Origin of the sequence: Allobosea sp., from assembly GCF_017308075.1 — a bacterium.
Lineage (GTDB): Bacteria > Pseudomonadota > Alphaproteobacteria > Rhizobiales > Beijerinckiaceae > Allobosea.
The window spans coordinates 13,062-32,086 of record NZ_JAFKFX010000059.1; the positions used below are offsets into that span (position 1 = coordinate 13,062).

Below are 19,025 nucleotides of genomic sequence, written 5' to 3' on the forward strand. Positions count from 1 at the left end.
GCCGAACGATCAGGCCGAGGTCGCCGCCGTGATGGCGTCGCTGTAGTCGCCCTTGATGAAGGCCTCGGGACGATAGACCGCGAGCGCCAGGCGCTCCTCGGCCAGGATCGTGACGAGGTTCTTCGTGAAGTTCTGGTCATCTTCGGTCGAGATGGACACGTTCGCGTCCTCACGATCGAAGATCTGCGCGCCGAGCTGGAACGCGCCGACCAGGAACTTGTCGATCGTCATGGCCTGCGTGTCGACGACCGGGAGGCCCCAGAGGCGCTTCTCCAGATTGCCGGCCGGATTGGCCATGAGGTAGTTGCCGCCGAGGTCCTTGGTGAGCTCGATGGTCGCCCAGTCGGTCGGGTGCATGACGACGCCGTTGGGCGGGTACTCGGCCAGGAAGGCCTGCAGCATCGCCAGACGGATGACGTCGATCTTCGTCACCGGGGCCGCGATCGTGATCGGCGTCGAGAACGCAGTCGCCTGCGTGTAGATGCCGTTCAGGTCGGTGCCGGTGCCGCCGCCCATCAGGAGCTGCGTCTCCTCGGCATACATCAGGCCGTAGCGCAGGCGCCCGTCGATGTAGCTCTGGAGCATCGGCACGTCGTCGAGGATCTGCTTGGTCGCCTGGACCCAGTGCGCGATCGTGGTGACCGCGGTGGTCATCAGATCGAACTTGATCTCCGACTGCGGCTTGCGGGTGCCAGCGGTCTCGGTGTGCGTGGCAGCCGAGTTGGTGAACCCGGTCTCCTTCACATACTGGATCGCGTTGCTCGCGGTGCGGCCGGGGGTGATCAGGTCGCGGATCGTCATCCGGCGAAGCACGGGATCGATCAGGCCGCGGCGATCGGGAACGATCAGGTCGCCGGCCGAGCCGTTGGCGTCGGTGGTCAGCGAGGAGATGATCGCCTTGACAGGGAAGCTCGCGCTGAGCTTGCCGCCGCGCGCCGCCTTCTGGGCGAAAGCCTTGAAGTCGTCGCTCTCGGAGACCTGCTCACCGATGGACTTGCGCCGCTCCGGCTCACCGCCGCCGCGCACCATCTTCTGCTCGATCTCGGTCATACGAGCGGCAAGCTCGTTGTGCTTGACCAGCGCCTCGTCGGCCGCCTTCTTCGTGTCCTCCGTCACCTTGCCGAGGTTCTTCAGCTCGGTGTTGGTCGTCTCGGCCTGCTTCTTCACATCGTCGGCCGCAGCCTTGAGGTCGCGAGCGAGGGCTGTGATGTCGGCGCCGGCGCCCTCGTCGGGCGGAGCGAAGGCGATACGCGGGGAGAACCGGCCGAAGCCAGCCGCGAGGCGCGCCACGCCACCGGCGGCGGCCAGGGCGAGCGGGGCATAATGCGAGGACGCCAGGACCGCAGACGAAGCGGCGAAGGCATCGGTGGGCGTGATGGCGGCGAGCGCCAGCAGCCCGACCGCGAACGCGGCCAGGAAGGTCGAAATCTTCATGAGGGTGGTCCTTACCGGGAGGGAGAGAACGCCAGCGCGGCCTCTTTGAGCGCACGCAGCGCGGGAGTGTTATCGACGCCCTCGGACTCCCTCCGAATGGCCTTGGCGTAGCCGACAGATGCGATCTGCACGGCCATCGCCTTCGGGACCCCTGCCTCACGCAGGAGGTCCTCGAATTCCTTGATCGGCATGGGGTCGCCATCGCGCAGGCGGCGGGCGAACTCTTCCATGCGTTCCGATTTGACGGCCTCGACCCGGGCCCGGCGATTGGCCGGGAACGAGACGACGCTGATCTCCATCAGGTCGAGTTTCTTCAGCAGGCGGTTGTTACCGTCCGGCTGGACCTCGACCTCGCGATAGCCGATCGAAAGGCCGCGGATCGCGCCGGCCTTCAGCAGCGCATGCGCCTCGCGACCGCGGGCGGTTTCCAGCACGAAACGGCCGGTGCCCTTCAGGCCCTTGCCGTCCTCGGCGAGGTCGTCCCAGACGCCGATCGGCTCATCCGGGTTGTGCTGCCAAAGCATGAGGGGCTTCGACCCCTCCTGCCGGTGGCGGGCCAGGCTCTCGGCGAACGCGCCGGGCATGACCTTCTCGCCATAGCTGTCGAGATTGCCGAAGATGGAGCCGTAGCCTTCGAACGTCCCCTCGTCGGAGACGCCCTTCACCTGCAAGGCGAAATCCTTGGTCTTGTGACCAGGAGCATCCTTGCGAAGGATTTGCGAGCGGATGATCATTGATCTTCCTCGTCTTCCGGCGCGCGGGCCGCAGCGGGCGCGGGCAGCTTGTTGGCCTCGGCGAGAGGCACGTTCTGCGACTGGACGGTGAGCTCGTCGCCTCCGGGCAGAGGTGGCAGGTTCTCCAGGCGGCGGACCTCGTTGCGGGTCATGATGCCGTTCGTCACCATCACCGCGTAGAACGCCGAGCGCGCCGCGCTATCTGTCCGCAGCAGGCCCTCGACCTTGAACTCGGGTTTCAGCACCGCGCGCTGCGCCGCCGGGATAAGCGAGCGAGAAACCGCCTGCTCGATCCGAGAAAGGTAGGGCTTCAGCGCGAAGGTCAGGAAGCCGATGAGCTGTTGCTCGAGGCCAGAGCCCCAGCTCGTGGATTTCTGCGTATGGCCGACCATGAACGGCGGGACGCGGAACCAGCGGCAGATCTCCTCGACCTGGAACGATCTGGTTTCCAGAAACTGCGAATCCTCTGGTTTCATCGAGACGGCCTGGAAGGTCATCCCCGCCTCCAGCACCATGAGACCGCCCGCGTTGTCGCTGCCGACGAAAGGCGCGACGATCGCATCCTGGACCTGCTTGCGCTGCTCCGGCTTCAGCACCTGATCAATCGTCAGGATGCCGGTCGGCCGCGCGCCATTGGCGAAGATCGCACCGGCGAGCTCGTCAGCCGCCATGGCCGTGCCCAGCGACTGCCGAGCGAACGAGATCGGCGAGAGACCGACATCCCCGGCGCCGCCGAAGCCGCGCACATGGAAAATCTCGTCTTCGCGATAGACACGGCGGCCCTTCGGGTCGCTGTAGATGTATTCCCGCGCGCCAGATGAGGTGCGGCGAACCGCCATCCGGTCGCAGCGCAGCGGCGTCAGCGCGACGACGCGGCCGCCGATGATCTCCTTCTTGGCGAAGGCATTGCCCCAGAGACAGAGGCTGAGGACGACGCCTTCCCAGAACTCGACAGCGGTGTGGTCGGCGTTTGGCGCGTCGTGGATCAGCGCATAGAGCGGGTCGTCTCCGGCAACTGTCCGGCCGCCGTCCGCTGCCGTCTTGTAGAGCATGAACGGCAGCGTCGCGACCGTCTCCGAGAGGAGGCGCACGCAGGCCCAGACCGTCGCCAACTCGAGCGAGGTCTCGGCCGTGACATGCTTGCCGGCGGCGTTGCCCGACGGATACGCGACGCGCCAGGCGTCGGCATCAGTCAGGCCGAAAGCTGCCCGAACAACCGCCTTGATCCGAGCCGGGAAAGAGAGCCTCGTCTCAGCCACGGGCCATCGCCACAATCGGGTTGCTGAGGAAATCGCTGATGTCCATGTCGCGGTCCCCCGCCATCTGCCGGCCCATCGCCATGATCAGGGCGACGGCGGCGTCGATCTTGTTCTCCGCGCGCTCCTTGCGCGGATAGACGTTGTCCTTGGCATCCTCTCGGGCGACGACGTTGCCCATCTGCCAGGTGAAACAGGGATCGCCGTCGTGCTCGATCTTGCCGGACCGGATCAGCGCCTCGACCTCCTTCATCGGCTCCGACATCGTCAGCACCGTGTGCCGGAACTCCACGACCGGCAGGCCCTCGGCCATCATCTCCGTGACGAGCATGGTCGCCTGCGCCGGGTCGTAGCCGATACTCTCGATCGTGTAGGTCTTCGAAGCGTCGACCAGATCCTCGAGGATTCGGCCGTGGTCGATCATCTCGCCATCGGTCTGGATCAGGCGCCCTGCCCTCTGCCAGGTCGCATAGTTCCCGGTCGCCTCGAGCTCGATCGTCTTCTCCGGCAGGTAGAACCGGCCGAACGCGGCGAAGCCGCCCATCGGCTTGCGGAACAGAAATACCGCTGCGGCGATGTCGACCTTACTGGCGAGATCGAGCCCGACCGTGCAGGGCATGCCGGCGAAGTCCGACATCTTGAGCGACGGATTCGCGCAGGCCTGCCACTTCGCGATGTTGAAATAGGCCTCCTTGGCGAAGACCCATTCGTTTAGGTGCTTGGTGCGGAAGGCGCTGGCCTTCCTGGCGTTGTTGATCGCGTCGCGCTGCTGGCTGAGCAGGAACTCGCCTTTGACCGAGACGTCAAAGTTGGGGTTCGCCTTGCGCAGCGTCTCCGGCTTCGTCCAGTCGTCGCCGGGCTGGTAATCGTCGTCCTCTGGCTTACCGACCGGGCCATCGATCCCGTACATCAGCGCGAACATCTCGGGATCGTCCGTGATCCCTTCGAGCATCCGACGTGCTTCCGTCACCATCTGGTAGCAGGGCCCGGCGACGTTCGCGCCGGCCGTGGTGATGACCAGCAGGAGCGGCTGCTCCCGAGCGCCCATGCCGGTGACCATGGTCGAGACCATGTCGTCGGTCTCGTGCTCATGGTACTCGTCGATCAGCGCGCAGTGCGGCGAGGAACCGTCGCCCGGCTTGCCGATCAGAGGTTCGAACCGGCTCTCGTTCCCGAGCATGTGCAGGTTCGACGCGTTGACCGTGAGCCCTACCGCGCTGGCGAGCTGCGGCGATTTCAACGCCATCAGCCGCGCCGGCCGAAACACCTCCCAGGCCTGCTTCTCAGTCGTGGCGCCGGAATAGACCTCCGAGCCGTGCTCGCCGTCCATCGTCAGCATGTACAGGCCGACAGCGGCCGCCCATGCCGACTTGCCGTTCTTCCGAGGCTCCAGGATCAGCGCGGTCCGAAAACGGCGGTAGCCGTCCGACTTCCTCAGCCACCCGAACAACACCACGGTCTTGAAGACCTGCCACGGCGAAAGAACGAGCCGCTCACCTTTCGCTGCCCACTTGCCCTTCGTATGAGGCAGCAGCTCGATGAAGGTGCAGGCCTTCGCTGCTGCGGCCGCGTCAAAGCGATACGGATAGGCCTTCCCCTTCGATGCGGTGAGATCGTCAAGGTGGCGCTTGCAGGCCAGCCGAACCCAGCGGCAGGCCGGTGTCTTCCCGGCGACGACATCGCGAGCGTAGCGCTCAGCGATGCCCGCGAAATTCTTAGCCACCGGGAGCCATAGTCGTTACTGGGCCGCGGCCTGCTCGGAAACGAGCTGCGTCAGATAAGCTGCGCTGGTCTCGCCATAGCTCGGCTCACGTCCTTCCGCCTCGTCGGCGAGGAACTTGTTCACGGTGCGGAATTCCGCCTCGAAGCGCTCCGGCTCCTCGATGAAGCGGCGCATCCACTCGTTGAAGGCCTTCACCATCTGCTCGTTGGTCATGTCAGCCTCCCATGAGGGCTTTGAAGGGATTCTCGTCGTTCTTCTTCCCGGCGGAGACCTTCGACCGTGCGGCGGGCGTCAGCCCGAGCTCGGACAGCAGCGCATGGGCGTGACGCATGGCCTCGCTTCTCTGCGCCACCATCGGATTGGGACGGATCATGCGATCGCCTGTCGCGCTCGTCGTGTCGTAAGTCCGCCCCTCGTCCTCGACGCGAGCGGTGGCGATCTCTACTTCCTCAAGCCGGCTCGCCGCCATGGCGATCACCGCCTGGTCAGCGGTCGAGAGGTAACCCATCCCATCGATGGTCGCGCACAGTCCGGCGAAGATCTCGGCAGCGCGATTCGAAAGCCAGAGCGGCGCTTCCGGCGCGCCCCTAGGAGCGACCGGCTCTGCATCGTTCCGACGGTCCTTCCGATCAGTGCCGGAAACGACCTTGAGATGCGAGGGTTTGCGCGGACGCGCCATGCGAGTTCACCTTGCGCTGACGCAAGCAACAAAACGTTCTTGGTTTTGACGGCGCGAGAAGTTTCCGGGGCGCGCGGTCCGGGCAGGAAAAGCCTATAACTTTGGCTCTCCCCCCTCCTTTCCTTGCATCCGTGCAAGATCGCCGAAGACCTCGCGGCCGATCGCCATCGCCCGCTTGCTGGTGAGGCGCAGAGCCGAGGCTCCGATCTCACCACGCGACCACATGACCTCTAGCCTGGCCTTCACCCTGTCGTGGCAGATGCGGCAGCAAGGTTGCCAGTTGCCGATGTCCCAGAAGAGATCCTGATCGCCACGATGAGGGACGATGTGGTCGACGACATCAGTCGGGACTGTCTTGCCTCTGGCCTCACAGCCTATGCAGAGGGGATGCTGTGCCTTGAAGGCGAGACTCGCTCTATCCCATCGTGCCGAGTAGCCGCGGTCTCGTGCTGATCCTCGACGTGCGTCTACCTGCTTGCGTTGGGTGACAGGCGAGATGCGGGCGAGGCGGTGCTTGGGCGGGAGGGATGGCATGTGACGCCTACTGCCCGTTCGGGCGAATTCTCGCGCTTGTGCCCGCTGTTGCTGTCGGCGTCGCGCGCCGGCCTCTGACTTCGTTGCTATGCCCGAGACCGGGGACTGGCAGGCAACTAGCCCCCAGCCACTCAGGGGGCATTGGCGCTCGGGATGCGGGAACCGCATGATCTCGATACGAGAAAGCCCGACCTGCTAAGGCCGGGCTCTACATCAGTTTCTTGAACGACGCGCTCAGAATGGCCTCTCGGCATTCCATGCCATTGGCCATCCGCTGGATCGACAACACGTTGACATCGACCTCAACACCACGGTGCGCCAAGACGCTGATGCGCTGGTTCAGGTCGCGCAGGCTCTTGCGCGCAGCCTCGATCAAATCCCGGTCCAACTGTTCATCAGAGGAAGCGGTCATCGGCCGGGCTCCTGTCACCCTGTGCGCCGATACATCCACGGTCGCCGGGCAAAGCTTCGCTTGTAGCCGCTGGTGAGGCGGCGCGGGGGTCGGGGAGCATCAGCTCTGTCAACTCAGACAGAGCGAGCACACACGCCGAACAATCCGTGAACATCGTCTCGCACATAACGCGCGGGCGCGCAAGCCCTATGCGGCTCGAAGGGACGATGCAGGAACCGTTGCAGCAACAGAACGGCCGAACGCTTCGATCAGTACCTTTGCCTCATGCAGCCCGATGCAATCGACGATCGTCGCCTGCAGCAGCATGAACGGCCCCTCGATTATCGTTGCAGTATCTCCGGGGCTGAAGGGCGCCTTGGGCTTCTCCGGCTTGGGTGCCGCCACGCCATTCTGATAGTCGGCGATCGCGCGCAGTGCCCTCGCCGGGACCCGCACCCAGCCATTGCTATCCGAGACGATGGCCTGAATTCCGTCGATGTCGAAGACGCTGCCGATGGGCTTGCCCTTGACGATGAAGCGCTGGGGCTCGCCCTCGCCTGCCAATAGCGGCCCGGCGGCAAACAGGTATCGGGGGAAGGTCGCGATATCACCGTCGAAGGTGGTCCGCTTGCCGACCGTGACGGTCTTGTGCTCGCTGGGCCAGAACACAGAGCAGCCCGCCTCCTGAAGCCCCGCCATTGCTCGGCTTTCTGCGCGGGGGCTGGTGAAGATCAGGAACCACTTTGTCTTCGGGCGGAGATCGAGCTCTGGTGCCGCGTTCAGCGTCCTCGTCACGATGCGCTCGTTGGGCCCTGGCTCCTTCGCAGCAGCCTTCAGCGCGGCCTTCTTCCACTTGTCCTGCCGGCGGTTGCTGTTCTTCTTGGCCATCAGGCTGACCTCTCAATTGAGGAAAGCGACGAGACCGGGAAGTACCAGCCCTCGGCTTTGGTCTCGGTATGCTGCGTCGTCAGGCTTGGCGAGTGCCTCGCGGCTCGGCAATGCGCTTCCCATCCAGGATCTGTTCGGGCAACAAACACCTTGGCCGGGCCGCTGCCGTTGGCGGGGCGAGACCGGGACTCGTCCCGAATGACCTTGGCGTAGAACTTCCAGGACAGAACGCCGCCAGCGGCTGCAGGCCGGGCCCGTATCATAGTCACGGCCTCATCGAGGCTGACGACGCCTTCCCTGAGCAGCCCAGCTATGGGCAAGAATGGGCCGAGCGAAGATGAACCCGCGGCATCGGTGCAGCGGAATTCTGCTCCTTTCAAAAAAATCTCGAGCTGGCCGGCGTCCAAAGATGCCGGCTTGCTGGCATCTTTGGCTATCTCTTCCCCTTCCCTCCATCCTCCATCCTCCATCTGCGGAGGCTTTCCGCCTTTTCGGGGGATACCGTCGTCTTCAACTGCCGGCTTTGGGGGAATCGCAACATATGATGCGATGTCATCAGGCAGCGGATGGACAGCTGTCGGGTACTTGGGGCGCTGATATTTCCGGAAGTTGCGGATAGCGCCGAAGGCCTTGCCGTCTGCCTCGAAGCGACGACAAATGTTATGCTCTGCGAGCTCCGAAAGAAGGGCGGTCACATCCGCCCCATCTGCCGGCAAAAGTCGCATCTTCAGGGTGACAGGCTTCCATTCGAATACGCCTTGATCATCTGCCTCCGTCCAGAGGCCAAGGATCAAAAGTCGCGCGAGTGGGCTGCACGATACGAAGCCTTCGTCCGTGAAGAGGCCTGGGTGGATGGATCGGATTCTGGCCATCAGATTTTCGCCCACTGAGCCTTAGTGGCCCAATCGCAGACCTGAGATGCGCAGGCCCACGGGTCTCGCCAGATCTCCGATCCGGTGAAGCGGAATACGTGAAGCCCGGCCAGTTGGGCCTCACGGTCGCGGCTGCGATCCTTCGCCGCTTGCTCCTTCGTGCGCTCATGGAACTCATGACCGTCGCACTCGACAATGGCACGACGCCAAACGAAGGGGCGTCCCTTCAGCTCCTGGATAGCGGCAACCAGGAAATCCACCCGCCAGCCGCCAATTTCCGCCTGGGGCTGGACGAGCAGATGGTAGCTGTTGCTCTCCGTGTCTGCCATGGCGGCAGCCATCTGCTCATCGGTATGGGAAAGCCTCGCCCCTAGGATCGGCCATTGACCGCCGTAATGCGCGGCCCCCCACAGTGCCGCCCAAAATATCCTTTCGATTGGGCTATCGCCGACGCCACGCGCCTTCACGCTAGCGAAGTTGGCGGCAACAGAGTGTAGTACCCGTCTCTCAATCTCGTCGTACGGATCATAGCTCATAGGGTTCGTCTCGATTTCAAGTTTGGCGCCGCTCGATGCTTTGCTGATCTCGCATGCCGATCAAGGCTCACCGCACGGCCTCCAGGTCTTCGACCTTGAACGCGACCGACCAGCCGACTGGGCCGCCGTCGATCTCGACGTAGATGCGGTCTAGGCCGCAGGGGCGGCCGCGATAGGCGCGGATGATGGTGCCGGTCTTGCCAGCGTGCTCGCCTGCAATGATGCGGACGCGGGCGCCTTGGGATAGCGGATCGCGAATGGCGGCGACGGCGGCCATCGGTCACGCCACCATCATCGACACGAGGTCGCCGGCAGTCCCGGTGTCCTCAGCGAGTGTCAGGTTTCGCACAGCCTGCCGGAAGTACGCTTCCTTGAGCTCGGTCCCGACGAAGCGCCGACCGTGTTTGACGGCGACGAAGCCCTCCGAGCCGATGCCCATGAATGGCGAGTAGACGAGATCGTTGGGGTTGCTCCACAGATGAACGGCGCGCTCGATCACGTCGAGCTGTAGCGGGCAAAGGTGGCGCTCGTCCTTGTCGTCGCGAGCAACGGCGACGTTCAGAACGTTGGTCTGATCGATCGTCATCCAGACCGGGGATGCCGCTTCCTGCCACCATGACACAGGATAGACGCCGGGATCGTGTTGGACGGGCTCGGGGGTCTTGCCGTCACTCTCCTTGCGGAAGACGAGCAGATAGTCGGGCATGCCTACGCGCACGCGGCTGCCGTCCGTGCGGAGCGTCTTGTAGAGCAGGCCGTGCGCCTTGGTCCGCGTCATCTCGACGACCGGGCATTTCCAGATCGTCACGCGGGAATGATAGATCCAGCCCTCGTCCTCGTGGACCTTGCGGATCAGCGCCGGCAGGTCGAAGAGACCAATCACGCCGTCCCGAGACTTGCTGAGCGGCAAGTCCGAGCAATGAACGGCGCTGATCCGACCCGGCTTAGTCGCGCGCAGAAGATCACGGACGAGAAAGCGATAGCGCTCCGCGAACTCGTCGTGATCCACGACGTTGCCCATGTCACGCTCGCTCTCGCTGTAGACGTAGAGCTGCGAGAATGGCGGCGAGTAGACGGACAGGCCGATGCTGTTTTCTGGCATCGTCGCGGTGAACTCCACCGTATCGGCGTGATAGGCCGCGAACCGCTCGCCAATCGTCTGGTCGTAAACCTCAGTCATGCGCTCACCCACGCCGGCAGCGACGCCAGCTTCTGCGGTTGATAGGAATGAAGGCGGGTTTCGGCGCGATGGGCGCGGGCCATGGCCTGCGTCATCTCGCGTTTCATGGCGTCGTGGTCGCCGGCCTTGCGGGAGACGACATCCCAGATCGCCGCCTCGGTATCGGCAAAGACGACATGGCAATCGACGGGGCGCGTCTGGCGGAAGCGCCAGTGCCGGCGCACAGCCTGATAAAAGGCCTCGTAGCTGAAGCTCATGCCGGCGAAGACGGTTCGCGCGCAGTGCTGCCAGTTGAGGCCGAAGCCAGCAATGCTGGCCTTCGTCACCAGCACGCGAATTGCGCCCGTCGTGAAGGCCGTGAGCCGGTCTTCCTTCTGCTCTGGCGTCATCGAGCCGCGGACCTCGACCGCATCCGGGATCACCGCCATGATCGCGTCGGCGTCGTAGTCAGTCTCGACCCATACCGTCCAAGGCTCGTTCGGCTCGGCCGCGACGATGGCGGCGACTGCATCGGCTCGCGCCTGGCAGGTCAGCCGCTTCTCGGTATGGACCGAGGTCGCGGACATGTCCGGCATGCGGAACAGATGAGCCTGTCCGTCCTTCTCCTCGCCGCGCCCAGCGAGACGATCGGCGGCGACAAGATGCCGATGCATGCGCAGTTCGGGCATTTCGAAGCCGCCATCGGAGAACCCCAGATCGGACGGCCGCGAAACGCAGCGCGACCATGACGCGACCCAATCCCAGAATGGGCGCACGGCGTGACCCTTCAGGCGCCATGTGCCGGTGTCCATGCTGTCATGGATGAACCAGCGCATAAGCATCTGGTCGCGCGTCATGACGCCGAGGAAGTCAGCATGTGTGCCGAGCTCAGCATGATCGTTCGGCGCGGGCGTCGCGGTGCAGGCGAGCCGATAAGGCGTGCGCTTGAACGTCTCGATCAGGCGCTTAGTCGTCTGCCCGGAGAAGCTCTTGAGGATCGAGCTCTCGTCCAGGATGATGCCGGCGAACTCGGATGCGTCGAAGAGATGCAGTCGCTCATAGTTTGCGATGACGATCTGTGCCTCTTGCGGCCCGCCATCGCGGGAGACAACCGCTTCGATGCCGATATCATCCGCCTCGGCCTTGTGCTGTCGGGTGACGCCAAGCGGCGCGAGCATCAGCACCGGGCGATTGGTGCGAGAGACAACCTCTTGGCCCCACGAGAGAGCTGCGCGGGTCTTGCCAAGCCCGGTGTCCATGAAGTTCGCGGACGCCCCAGCGCGCAGCGAGAACTCGACCGCCGCGCGCTGGTGCGGGAACAGCGATGCGGGCAGATCGAAGCCGCCGTCGAACCCGGTAGGGACGAAGGCGCCGCGCGATGCCGCGACAATATCGTGGTAGCTCGCGAGGCTCACGCCACCATCTTCCGTTCTTGCTCACGAGCCGAGGCGATTCCGTTGGCGAGAAATTCGATGTTCATGCGAACCTCGCGAATTCACCGAAGTACTTGCGGGCGGCCGCCTGATATGCGCGGTGCGCACTCTCCTTCGAGTGGTGGAGTCCTAGTGAAATCTTGATGCCGCTGACGCCGATCGTTGCGCGCCACTTCTGCGTTGCCCGGTGGAAGGACACCCCCTTGAACCCCGACTTGTTGTGGCGGGGTCGACGCACATTCCAGTTGTTCTGCTGGATGGTGGCCGGGCGCAGGTTTGACCGCCGGCAGTTGAGTTTATCTCCGTCCATATGGTCGACGATTTCGGAGACGCCGGGCATCAGGAACCGGTGCAGCCGCAGTACTTTGCGACGGCCACCGTCGTGGACCATCGTCGCGGCATAGAAGCTGTCGCGGTCGGGCTTCGCTGACCAATTGAAGCGGCCGACCGCATCGGCATCGGACGCATCGATGATGGCGAACTTGCCGTTGGTGAGCGGGACATACGCCACATCACCGACTATTCGGACCTTGCGAAGGCGAAGGCTCATAGCGCAGCCCTCTCCTGATCTCGCGCCCTCGCAATTCCGTTGGCACTTGCCGCCGGCGTGCATTCCAGGCGCCAAGCGATCTCGACGTTGTCGAGGCCGGTTCGGAAAAGGGTGAGCGCATCGCGGCAGCCGCGCTGGTCGAGCTTCTCGTCCAGAGGCGGCCATTTCTCAGCGAAGGCGGCAGGCTGAGGATTACGCTTGAGCGCGATCATTGCTGCATCTCCGATGTGAGATCGTGACGAGGGGCGATCTTGCCGGCCCGGATCATGGCGAGATTGACCTGCCGCCAGCGCTCGGCGCCGGGCGATGACGTCCAGCGAACACGCGGCGCGAACTTGCGGATGATGGGCGCCTCGTCGACCGCCGGCAGGCTGATCTTGGGGAGGCTCGGCAACGGGCGTACGGGCTTGTCGGCGTATGCCTTCTGGATGCTCCGATCCGGCCCCTTCGGTTGCGGCTCGATCCGGACGCGAATGGCCTTTTCGGCGGCGCGATACTTGGCCTTGTTCGCATTGTTTCGCGCCACCATCCGGGCATATTCGCCGTTGATGTCGAGCGCGACGCGGACTGTGGTTGCGCCCTTTCCGACCGACCGAGCGATGGCCCTGATCGCCATTCCTGACTCGTGCAGTCGTCTGGCCCTGTCTCGCCAGTCGTTCATGCCTGATCTCCAACGGCACGAAGGCGGGCGCTGGTACCCTTGGCCTTGTTGGCGGCCTCGATGAGCTCGGTCAGAGCATCGTTGATGGCGACGTGATCATTGGGGGAGAGGTTGCCATCGCGCAGGGCCTCGGCGACCCGATTGGCGAGATCACCGAATTCATCAGCAACGCCGCCGAAAGCGGTCATCATGCAGGACGGAGGGACAGACCCGTCCGACTTGGCGAGGGTCAGCCGGCCGTGAGCGGCCATGGCCTCTGTCACGCAGGGCACGCCGCATTCCGCCTCGAGCTTCAGCGCGGCGGCGATCGTGATCATGTCGGCGTCGGTGGTCGACGACCAACGATGCATGACCGACTTCGACACGCCGGCGACGAGCGCGGCATCCTCGATCGTGCCGATCATCTTGATCAGCGCGCGGGTGGCGGTCTTGAAGCGGAAGAACCATTCGTCTCGGTGCTGCATGGCGTCCTCGGGACAGAAGCGGCGGCGTTCCCGTTTCGGGATCACGGTGGTGGGTTCAGTTGTTGCCCGCTGCCGAAATGGCGGCTGGGGGATGCGATGTTCGAAGGCTTAGGCGTCGGGGCGGGTTTGCTGCCGACGGTCCAGGAATGCGGGGATGGTCAGGTCGATCGGCGCGGCCTTGGGGCGCTCGACTGGCGCGCCGGCTCTCACGGCGCTTCCGGTACCTGCCCCGGATGGCTGTCCAATGCCCGAGGCGTCGGGCTCCCAAACGGCTTGCCCCGTTCCTGCGTCCCCCGCCTTGGTGGGGATGGCCGGCTCGCCTTCGGCTTTATGGGGCTGCGCGCTCGCGCTGCGATCTACATCGTCGCTCTCCGCGTCGTCCGGGTGGACTTCCCGGCGTTTGCTCTGATCTGCCTCCTCGTGCGCGTACGTGGCGCGTCCCGCGCCTGCGCCCGCGAGGCCGTTCTTGAAAGCCTGGAGGTAGAGGTCGAAAATCGCGTCGAATTCCTCGACCTCAGACTGATCCTTGCCGAGGTGCTTCACGACGGCGCGAAGGACCTTCACGTCGTAGCCGTTGGCGCGGGCTTCGGCGTAGACCTCCTTGATGTCGTCCTCGATCGTCCGCTTCTCCTCTTGGAGACGCTGGACGCGTTCGATGATCGTCTTGATCTGATCGTCGCTCATCACGCGGCCTCGCTCTTGGGGGCGGGAAGGGACGCGTCGAAGAACAACGCGTCATCCCATGGCAGGCCGCGTTCGACGGCCGCCGTGCGGATCTGCTGGAGTTGATCAAGGCCGGGGCAACTTTCTCCGCTCTCCCAGCGCGAGACCGTCCCCTGCGATGTCCCTGCGATTTCCGCGAACTCGGACTGCTTCAGCCCGAAGATGTCGCGACGGATGCGTTCGATGGTCTGCATGGCAAGAATATATGCGCATACGCATTTGTCTGCAAGCGGGATATGCGCAAGAGAATTTTACGCAACCGAGGAAGCCGCCTATGCGTCGTCGCATGGCTACAGTTGGCGACCGGATTCGACTGCTGAGAAAACGCGCGGGACTGAAACAAGGTCAGCTCGCGGAGGCGCTCGACGTGTCGCAATCCACCGTCTCCAAATGGGAGACAGACCGCCAGGAGCCGGAATTAGAAGCCCTAACCCGGATGAGTTCCTATTTTGGCAAGGACTTGCACACGCTGCTAAGCGAATTGGGGCTAGACGGAGACGCGCCCCCTGTCACTACTATGGTCCCAGTCGTCGGTTACGTGGGGGCCGGTTCGGAAGCGCACTTCTATGCAGATGCGCAAGGCCCCTTCGATGAAGTGGCTATGCCTGCGTGGGGGACGCCTTTGACTGTCGCGGTTGAGTTGCGTGGCAATTCGCTCGGTCCGATCTTGAACGGCTGGATTGCATATTTCGACAAGCGCCAAGATCCTCCGACTGAGGAGCTATTCGGGAAGCTCTGCGTCGTCGAGATTGCCGGAGGCCAGGTTCTTGTAAAGGTCCTGCAAAAGGGGCGAATCCCAGCCCGGTTTGACCTCCATTCTCAGATGGAAGCGCCGCTTATGGACCAGGAAGTGGTCTGGGCTGCGCGCGTTACCGGGATGACGCCGCGTTAGGCCGCCGCGCGGCCTGACACCGTGCCAACCGCTCATTTTCACCTAAGATTTTAACCGACCGGAAGGCTCGGAGCGTTTCGCCGCATATTCCGCAGCGAATTTTCTTGTTGCACGAATATTCGTATGCGCATATATTCTCCTCACGCAACGAGGAGACAGGCCCATGGCCAATTGGATCGACTTCTCAGTCAGCAACAGCGAGTTCGATGACAGCGACGGCAACAGCCTCGCGGCGGGCTGGCTCGACATCAGCGTTTCCGGCGACGGCGACCGCTTCGAAATCGGGAGTGTGCACTACGTCATCATTTCCCCGGTCGTTTGGAAGACCGAGACGCTGAAGCGCGCTCCGCGCCACATCGAGGACTTCATCGCCGATTGGCTGGGCGTTGATCTCTCGCGGGGGAACCAGTCCCTCGTCCGCCAAGCCTATTTCGAGGCTCTCGCTGAACGCGACGACCCTGACGCTCGCTCCGATGACCGCGGATGCTGGGAATATCACCAGAGGGCGGCATGATGAGCAGTTTCACGGCATCGCTGCTCGGCTTCCTGGCCGGCGTTGCAGTCGCCTCGTTCAACCACGGGTTTGATACTGCCAAGGATTTCCGCCGGGGCTGGGTCGAGTATCGCGGCGCTATATACTTGGTTGTCCCCGCCAAGGTGGGGGTGGCGCCATGATCCGACGCCTCGCTCGTCAGGCCCTCGCCGCGTTCGTCGCCCTGCGCGCTCGCCGTGCGTCAGAGCGGAAGGCTGCTGCCCTCGCCCGCCGCGCCGCAGTCGTCACGCCAGAGATCGTCGCGCGCCGCGCCGAGATCGAACGACGTTGGAAGCACCACAAGCCCGTCCGCGATCTTCTGGCAGCCCAGCGCGCCGACATGACCGCGCGCCTCGCCAGCGAGATGGCCGCAACCCTTCCCGATCGGAGATTCCAGTGAACGCACACAGCGATATCGGCAAGGCTCAGCAGGAAATCGAAGCCGCCCGCGTCCTCCGCGAGCAGATCGCCCAGCTGGCCGAGGGCGACGAAGACTTCATCCGCGACACGTTGGAGGGCGAGACCGAATTGCCGGCCCTTGTCCGCTCGCTCTTGGCCGGCATCGGCGAGGATGAGGCGATGGCCGAAGGTATCGACGCCTACGCCAAGGACCTCGCCTCGCGCAAAGAGCGCTTCACCAACCGCGCCAAGCTCAAGCGGGCGCTGATCTGCTCTGCCCTCGAAATCTCCGGCCGCAAATCGATGGAGACCGATGTTGGGACCGCCACGCTATCCGCGGTGAAGCCGAAGGCGATCGTCACCGAGGAAGCCGACATCCCGGCCGAGTTCTTCAAGCCGCAGCCGCCGAAGCTGGATCAAACAGCCCTGTCTGCTGCACTGCGCGAGGGGCGTGAGGTCAAGGGAGCCTGCCTCTCCAACGGCGGCAACACGGTGAGGATCCTGCGCCGATGATCCCCGAAAGCTTCGCTGCCCGCTTCTGGGCCAAGGTCGACAAGCGCGCTCCGGAAGAGTGCTGGCGCTGGACGGCCAGCGTGAACGAGCACGGCTATGGAAGGATCGCGACAGACCGACGGCGCGGCCCGGTTCTAGCTCATCGCGCCTCATATGAGATGCACTACGGTTCTCTTCCTGAGGGGAAGATCGTTCGCCACAAGTGCGACAACCCTCGGTGCGTCAATCCTGGTCATCTGGTCGCGGGTTCTCACGCAGAGAACACGGCTGACATGATGAGGCGCGGCCGGCACCACTCAGCGACCGTCACGTCCTGCCCCAAGGGCCACCCTTACCTGCCGGGCTCTTACTACCAGTACAGCGGCCGGCAGTGCCGGGCCTGTTCACTCGCGCGCGCCGACCAACAACGTCGGCGCCGGTCCCTCTCCTGTGAACAGATCGAGGCTTCCCGATGAACGCCATCGCGCAATTGCGTCCGCTCGACTTCACCAATCAGCAGCTTGCGCTGATCAGGAAGACAGTCGCGGCCGACACCAATCAGGATGAATTCGAATTATTTTGCCATACCGCCAAGCATCTGCGGCTCGATCCGCTGCGCCGGCAGATTTATGCCTTCGTCTTCTCCAAGGGCGACGCCGACAAGCGGCGCATGTCGATCATCGTCGCGATCGACGGCTTCCGCGCGATTGCGGACCGCACCGGCGCCTATCGCCCCGATGAGGACGAGCCGTCATTCGAGATCGACCCTGCCGCGGCCAATCCCGATACCAACCCGATCGGGCTGGTCAAGGCGACGGTGCGCGTCTGGAAGCACTCGCACGGCGAATGGCACAAGGTCACCGCCTCGGCCTATTGGGACGAGTATGCGCCGATCAAGCAGGGCGCCGACGATTACGAGTGGGTCGAGACTGGCGAGTTCTGGCCGGACAGCAAGAAGCCGAAGAAGAAGAAGGTCCCGATCGGCGACGTTCGCGCCAAGCTGGACACCTCCGGCAATTGGGGGAAGATGCCCCGCCTCATGCTGGCGAAGGTCGCCGAGGCGCTTGCGCTTCGCAAGGCGTGGCCCGACGACTTCAGCAACGTTTACGCCGCCGAGGAAGTCGACCGCACCCGTGCGCAGGAGCTGACCGCTTGGGAGGCGGCCGAGGCCGGCGCGACCGAGAAGCGCCTCGCGCAGATCGGGCAGGGGCAGACGATCCTATTCCAGTTCGACCCTACCGGGCCGCTGGAGCCAGTGCCGCTCGGCAAGATCGCCGATCGTGTCGCGGACTTCGTGCAGCAGCACGGCGACGAGGTCTCGGCGATCGGTCTTTTCGAGAGCCGCAACCGCCATGCGCTTCGCGATTTCTGGGCCCGCCAGCCCGGCGACGCCCTGGAGGTCAAGAAGCTGATCGAAGGCGCCATGGCGTCGGGCGGTGCCCAGTGACGACGCCTGCCCTGCCCTTCCGCTGGACCGGCGAAGCCATGGTTCCGCTTCCGACCTTCGCCCGTCGATGCGACGTGGCTTTCGTCGTCGGCGAGATCTACAATCTCGAAGCGATCGAGCAGCGCTCGGCGAAGAGCCACGCTCACTTCTTCGCGTCGGTCAACGCTGCATGGCAGTCGCTCCCCGAGAACCTGACCGATCAGTTCCCGACGAGCGAGCACCTTCGCCGCTGGTGCCTGATCCGCGCGGGATATCGCCAGAGCCGGGACGTCGTCGCGTCCAGCAAGGCGGAAGCCCAGCGGATCGCAGCCTTCGTCAAGCCGATGGACACCTATGCCGTCGTCACCGCTCGCGAATGCGTCGTGACGGTGTGGACAGCCGAGAGCCAGTCCATGCGCGCGATGGGCAAGGAGCGCTTCCAGGCCAGCAAGACGGCTGTCCTGGAGCTGCTCGCGGAAATGATCGGCACCGACCCGGTCGAGATCGGGAGGGCCGCATGACGCGCCGTTCCATCAGCAAGGCCACCCGCGTCCGCATCTTCCTCAACGCCGAGGGCATCTGCCACCTGTGCGGGCTCAAGATCGACGCGCCGAAACAGCGCTGGGACGTCGAGCACGTCAAGCCGCTGTCGATGGGCGGGGCCGACACCGACGCGAACATGCGCCCGGCTCATGTTGAATGTCATGCTCGGAAGACGGCCGCAGAGGCAGCGCCGCGCGCGAAGGCCGATGCTGCCGGCGCCAAGCATCTTGGCATCCGTCCTCCCTCTCGCCTGCGCGGGCCCGGCTTTCCGAAATACGCCCCGCAGCGTTCCGCCACCCGAAAACTGCAGAAGCCCGCCGCTTGGAGGGATCAACAGTGAACACGCGCACCCTCTACGTCCCCGCCTTTGACCAGTCCGAGGCCCGCATCGTGGCGGAATCTATTGCCCGCGGTGAAACCGGCCTACTGGCGCACCACACCGACCGCGCCGAGGTCGACCGCATTTGCGCGCACCTCAACCGCAACCGGTCGGGCGAGCGCTACCAGACCTTCGCCGTGCCGGTGCGCGAGCGGTTCGTCGACGACGGCCGGATTTTCGTCGCATGGCCGTTCGACGAGGTCGGCGAGGCTGCTGCCACTTTCGTCATCTTCGCCATGATCCCGCTCGTTGGGATCGCTAGCCTTTGGGAGCGGATGGTCTGATGAGCACGGCATGGAAACGCCGCTCAACGTCGCGGACGGCT

The 19,025-nt window shown here is 64.2% G+C and carries 29 protein-coding genes and 1 pseudogene; 10 read left to right on the plus strand and 20 right to left on the minus strand.

From position 1 onward, the window contains the following. Window positions 1-9: 9 nt before the first annotated feature. From J0J10_RS26375 to J0J10_RS26470, 20 genes and pseudogenes are all read right to left on the minus strand, one after another. Entirely contained in the window at window positions 10-1,434 is a 1,425-nt protein-coding gene (locus J0J10_RS26375; protein WP_291650541.1) for a phage major capsid protein, read from the minus strand. A gap of 11 nt (window positions 1,435-1,445) precedes the next feature. Further along, window positions 1,446-2,099 carry an HK97 family phage prohead protease gene (locus tag J0J10_RS26380; protein WP_291650581.1) on the minus strand — a complete coding sequence of 218 codons (654 nt, stop codon included), beginning with the start codon at window positions 2,097-2,099 and terminating at the stop codon, window positions 1,446-1,448. A gap of 65 nt (window positions 2,100-2,164) precedes the next feature. Continuing rightward, window positions 2,165-3,427: a phage portal protein gene (locus J0J10_RS26385; protein WP_291650544.1), complete on the minus strand. Its 1,263-nt coding sequence runs from the start codon at window positions 3,425-3,427 to the stop codon at window positions 2,165-2,167. Further along, window positions 3,420-5,147 (minus strand): terminase large subunit, encoded by a 1,728-nt coding sequence (locus J0J10_RS26390; protein WP_291650546.1) that lies wholly within the window; start codon window positions 5,145-5,147, stop codon window positions 3,420-3,422. Before J0J10_RS26390 ends, J0J10_RS26385 begins: the two co-directional genes overlap by 8 nt. 15 nt (window positions 5,148-5,162) lie before the next feature. Continuing rightward, window positions 5,163-5,360 (minus strand): hypothetical protein, encoded by a 198-nt coding sequence (locus tag J0J10_RS26395; protein ID WP_291650547.1) that lies wholly within the window; start codon window positions 5,358-5,360, stop codon window positions 5,163-5,165. 1 nt (window position 5,361) lies between these two features. Next, a complete protein-coding gene (locus J0J10_RS26400) occupies window positions 5,362-5,826 on the minus strand; it encodes a phage terminase small subunit P27 family (protein ID WP_291650548.1) in 465 nt (154 codons plus the stop codon). 93 nt (window positions 5,827-5,919) lie between these two features. After that, the gene (locus J0J10_RS26405; RefSeq protein ID WP_366826285.1) at window positions 5,920-6,528 is read right to left on the minus strand and encodes an HNH endonuclease; all 609 of its coding nucleotides are present in this window, start codon (window positions 6,526-6,528) and stop codon (window positions 5,920-5,922) included. A 40-nt stretch (window positions 6,529-6,568) separates the two neighbouring features. After that, a complete protein-coding gene (locus J0J10_RS26410; protein ID WP_291650551.1) occupies window positions 6,569-6,772 on the minus strand; it encodes a hypothetical protein in 204 nt (67 codons plus the stop codon). Between the two features lie 186 nt (window positions 6,773-6,958). Continuing rightward, window positions 6,959-7,639, minus strand: coding sequence for a transcription termination/antitermination protein NusG (nusG, locus tag J0J10_RS26415; RefSeq protein ID WP_291650553.1), 681 nt, complete (start codon window positions 7,637-7,639; stop codon window positions 6,959-6,961). After that, entirely contained in the window at window positions 7,639-8,511 is an 873-nt protein-coding gene (locus tag J0J10_RS26420; RefSeq protein WP_291650555.1) for a hypothetical protein, read from the minus strand. Before J0J10_RS26420 ends, nusG begins: the two co-directional genes overlap by 1 nt. Next, window positions 8,511-9,047 carry an endonuclease domain-containing protein gene (locus tag J0J10_RS26425; protein WP_291650557.1) on the minus strand — a complete coding sequence of 179 codons (537 nt, stop codon included), beginning with the start codon at window positions 9,045-9,047 and terminating at the stop codon, window positions 8,511-8,513. The genes J0J10_RS26420 and J0J10_RS26425 overlap by 1 nt, the downstream gene beginning before the upstream one ends. Before the next feature lie 67 nt (window positions 9,048-9,114). Next, window positions 9,115-9,324, minus strand: coding sequence for a KOW motif domain-containing protein (locus tag J0J10_RS26430; RefSeq protein ID WP_291650559.1), 210 nt, complete (start codon window positions 9,322-9,324; stop codon window positions 9,115-9,117). Window positions 9,325-9,327: 3 nt separating this feature from the next. Beyond that, window positions 9,328-10,227 (minus strand): DNA-methyltransferase, encoded by a 900-nt coding sequence (locus tag J0J10_RS26435; RefSeq protein ID WP_291650561.1) that lies wholly within the window; start codon window positions 10,225-10,227, stop codon window positions 9,328-9,330. Further along, window positions 10,224-11,621, minus strand: a complete 1,398-nt coding sequence (locus J0J10_RS26440; RefSeq protein WP_291650563.1) for a DEAD/DEAH box helicase — start codon at window positions 11,619-11,621, stop codon at window positions 10,224-10,226. Before J0J10_RS26440 ends, J0J10_RS26435 begins: the two co-directional genes overlap by 4 nt. 61 nt (window positions 11,622-11,682) lie before the next feature. Next, window positions 11,683-12,189, minus strand: a complete 507-nt coding sequence (locus J0J10_RS26445; protein WP_291650564.1) for an HNH endonuclease — start codon at window positions 12,187-12,189, stop codon at window positions 11,683-11,685. Further along, entirely contained in the window at window positions 12,186-12,401 is a 216-nt protein-coding gene (locus J0J10_RS26450; RefSeq protein WP_291650566.1) for a hypothetical protein, read from the minus strand. Before J0J10_RS26450 ends, J0J10_RS26445 begins: the two co-directional genes overlap by 4 nt. Further along, on the minus strand, window positions 12,398-12,850 hold the full coding sequence (locus J0J10_RS26455) for a hypothetical protein (RefSeq protein ID WP_291650568.1): 453 nt from the start codon (window positions 12,848-12,850) through the stop codon (window positions 12,398-12,400). Before J0J10_RS26455 ends, J0J10_RS26450 begins: the two co-directional genes overlap by 4 nt. Then, window positions 12,847-13,314, minus strand: coding sequence for a phage regulatory CII family protein (locus J0J10_RS26460; protein WP_291650569.1), 468 nt, complete (start codon window positions 13,312-13,314; stop codon window positions 12,847-12,849). The genes J0J10_RS26455 and J0J10_RS26460 overlap by 4 nt, the downstream gene beginning before the upstream one ends. Before the next feature lie 471 nt (window positions 13,315-13,785). Continuing rightward, window positions 13,786-13,998, minus strand: a pseudogene (locus J0J10_RS26465) (DUF2312 domain-containing protein); the annotation flags it as partial. Then, complete coding sequence (locus J0J10_RS26470) at window positions 13,998-14,231, minus strand: helix-turn-helix domain-containing protein (protein WP_291650570.1); 234 nt, start codon at window positions 14,229-14,231, stop codon at window positions 13,998-14,000. The pseudogene J0J10_RS26465 and the gene J0J10_RS26470, both read right to left, overlap by 1 nt. Window positions 14,232-14,311: 80 nt before the next feature. Between J0J10_RS26470 and J0J10_RS26475 the strand changes: the two genes are divergently transcribed. The 10 genes from J0J10_RS26475 to J0J10_RS26515 all read left to right on the plus strand — a co-directional run bounded on the left by J0J10_RS26475 (window position 14,312) and on the right by J0J10_RS26515 (window position 18,984). Further along, window positions 14,312-14,929 carry a helix-turn-helix domain-containing protein gene (locus tag J0J10_RS26475; protein ID WP_291650571.1) on the plus strand — a complete coding sequence of 206 codons (618 nt, stop codon included), beginning with the start codon at window positions 14,312-14,314 and terminating at the stop codon, window positions 14,927-14,929. 163 nt (window positions 14,930-15,092) lie between these two features. Beyond that, complete coding sequence (locus J0J10_RS26480; protein ID WP_291650572.1) at window positions 15,093-15,443, plus strand: hypothetical protein; 351 nt, start codon at window positions 15,093-15,095, stop codon at window positions 15,441-15,443. Further along, window positions 15,440-15,604 (plus strand): hypothetical protein, encoded by a 165-nt coding sequence (locus J0J10_RS26485; protein ID WP_291650573.1) that lies wholly within the window; start codon window positions 15,440-15,442, stop codon window positions 15,602-15,604. The genes J0J10_RS26480 and J0J10_RS26485 overlap by 4 nt, the downstream gene beginning before the upstream one ends. Continuing rightward, window positions 15,601-15,861: a hypothetical protein gene (locus J0J10_RS26490; RefSeq protein ID WP_291650574.1), complete on the plus strand. Its 261-nt coding sequence runs from the start codon at window positions 15,601-15,603 to the stop codon at window positions 15,859-15,861. Before J0J10_RS26485 ends, J0J10_RS26490 begins: the two co-directional genes overlap by 4 nt. Beyond that, window positions 15,858-16,373 carry a siphovirus Gp157 family protein gene (locus J0J10_RS26495; RefSeq protein WP_291650575.1) on the plus strand — a complete coding sequence of 172 codons (516 nt, stop codon included), beginning with the start codon at window positions 15,858-15,860 and terminating at the stop codon, window positions 16,371-16,373. Before J0J10_RS26490 ends, J0J10_RS26495 begins: the two co-directional genes overlap by 4 nt. After that, window positions 16,370-16,828, plus strand: a complete 459-nt coding sequence (locus J0J10_RS27085; protein WP_366826292.1) for an HNH endonuclease signature motif containing protein — start codon at window positions 16,370-16,372, stop codon at window positions 16,826-16,828. The genes J0J10_RS26495 and J0J10_RS27085 overlap by 4 nt, the downstream gene beginning before the upstream one ends. Then, window positions 16,825-17,799, plus strand: a complete 975-nt coding sequence (bet, locus tag J0J10_RS26500) for a phage recombination protein Bet (protein ID WP_291650576.1) — start codon at window positions 16,825-16,827, stop codon at window positions 17,797-17,799. The genes J0J10_RS27085 and bet overlap by 4 nt, the downstream gene beginning before the upstream one ends. Then, the gene (locus tag J0J10_RS26505) at window positions 17,796-18,299 is read left to right on the plus strand and encodes a hypothetical protein (RefSeq protein ID WP_291650577.1); all 504 of its coding nucleotides are present in this window, start codon (window positions 17,796-17,798) and stop codon (window positions 18,297-18,299) included. The genes bet and J0J10_RS26505 overlap by 4 nt, the downstream gene beginning before the upstream one ends. Then, complete coding sequence (locus tag J0J10_RS26510; RefSeq protein WP_291650578.1) at window positions 18,296-18,661, plus strand: HNH endonuclease; 366 nt, start codon at window positions 18,296-18,298, stop codon at window positions 18,659-18,661. The genes J0J10_RS26505 and J0J10_RS26510 overlap by 4 nt, the downstream gene beginning before the upstream one ends. Continuing rightward, a complete protein-coding gene (locus J0J10_RS26515; RefSeq protein WP_291650579.1) occupies window positions 18,658-18,984 on the plus strand; it encodes a hypothetical protein in 327 nt (108 codons plus the stop codon). The genes J0J10_RS26510 and J0J10_RS26515 overlap by 4 nt, the downstream gene beginning before the upstream one ends. Window positions 18,985-19,025: the final 41 nt, after the last annotated feature.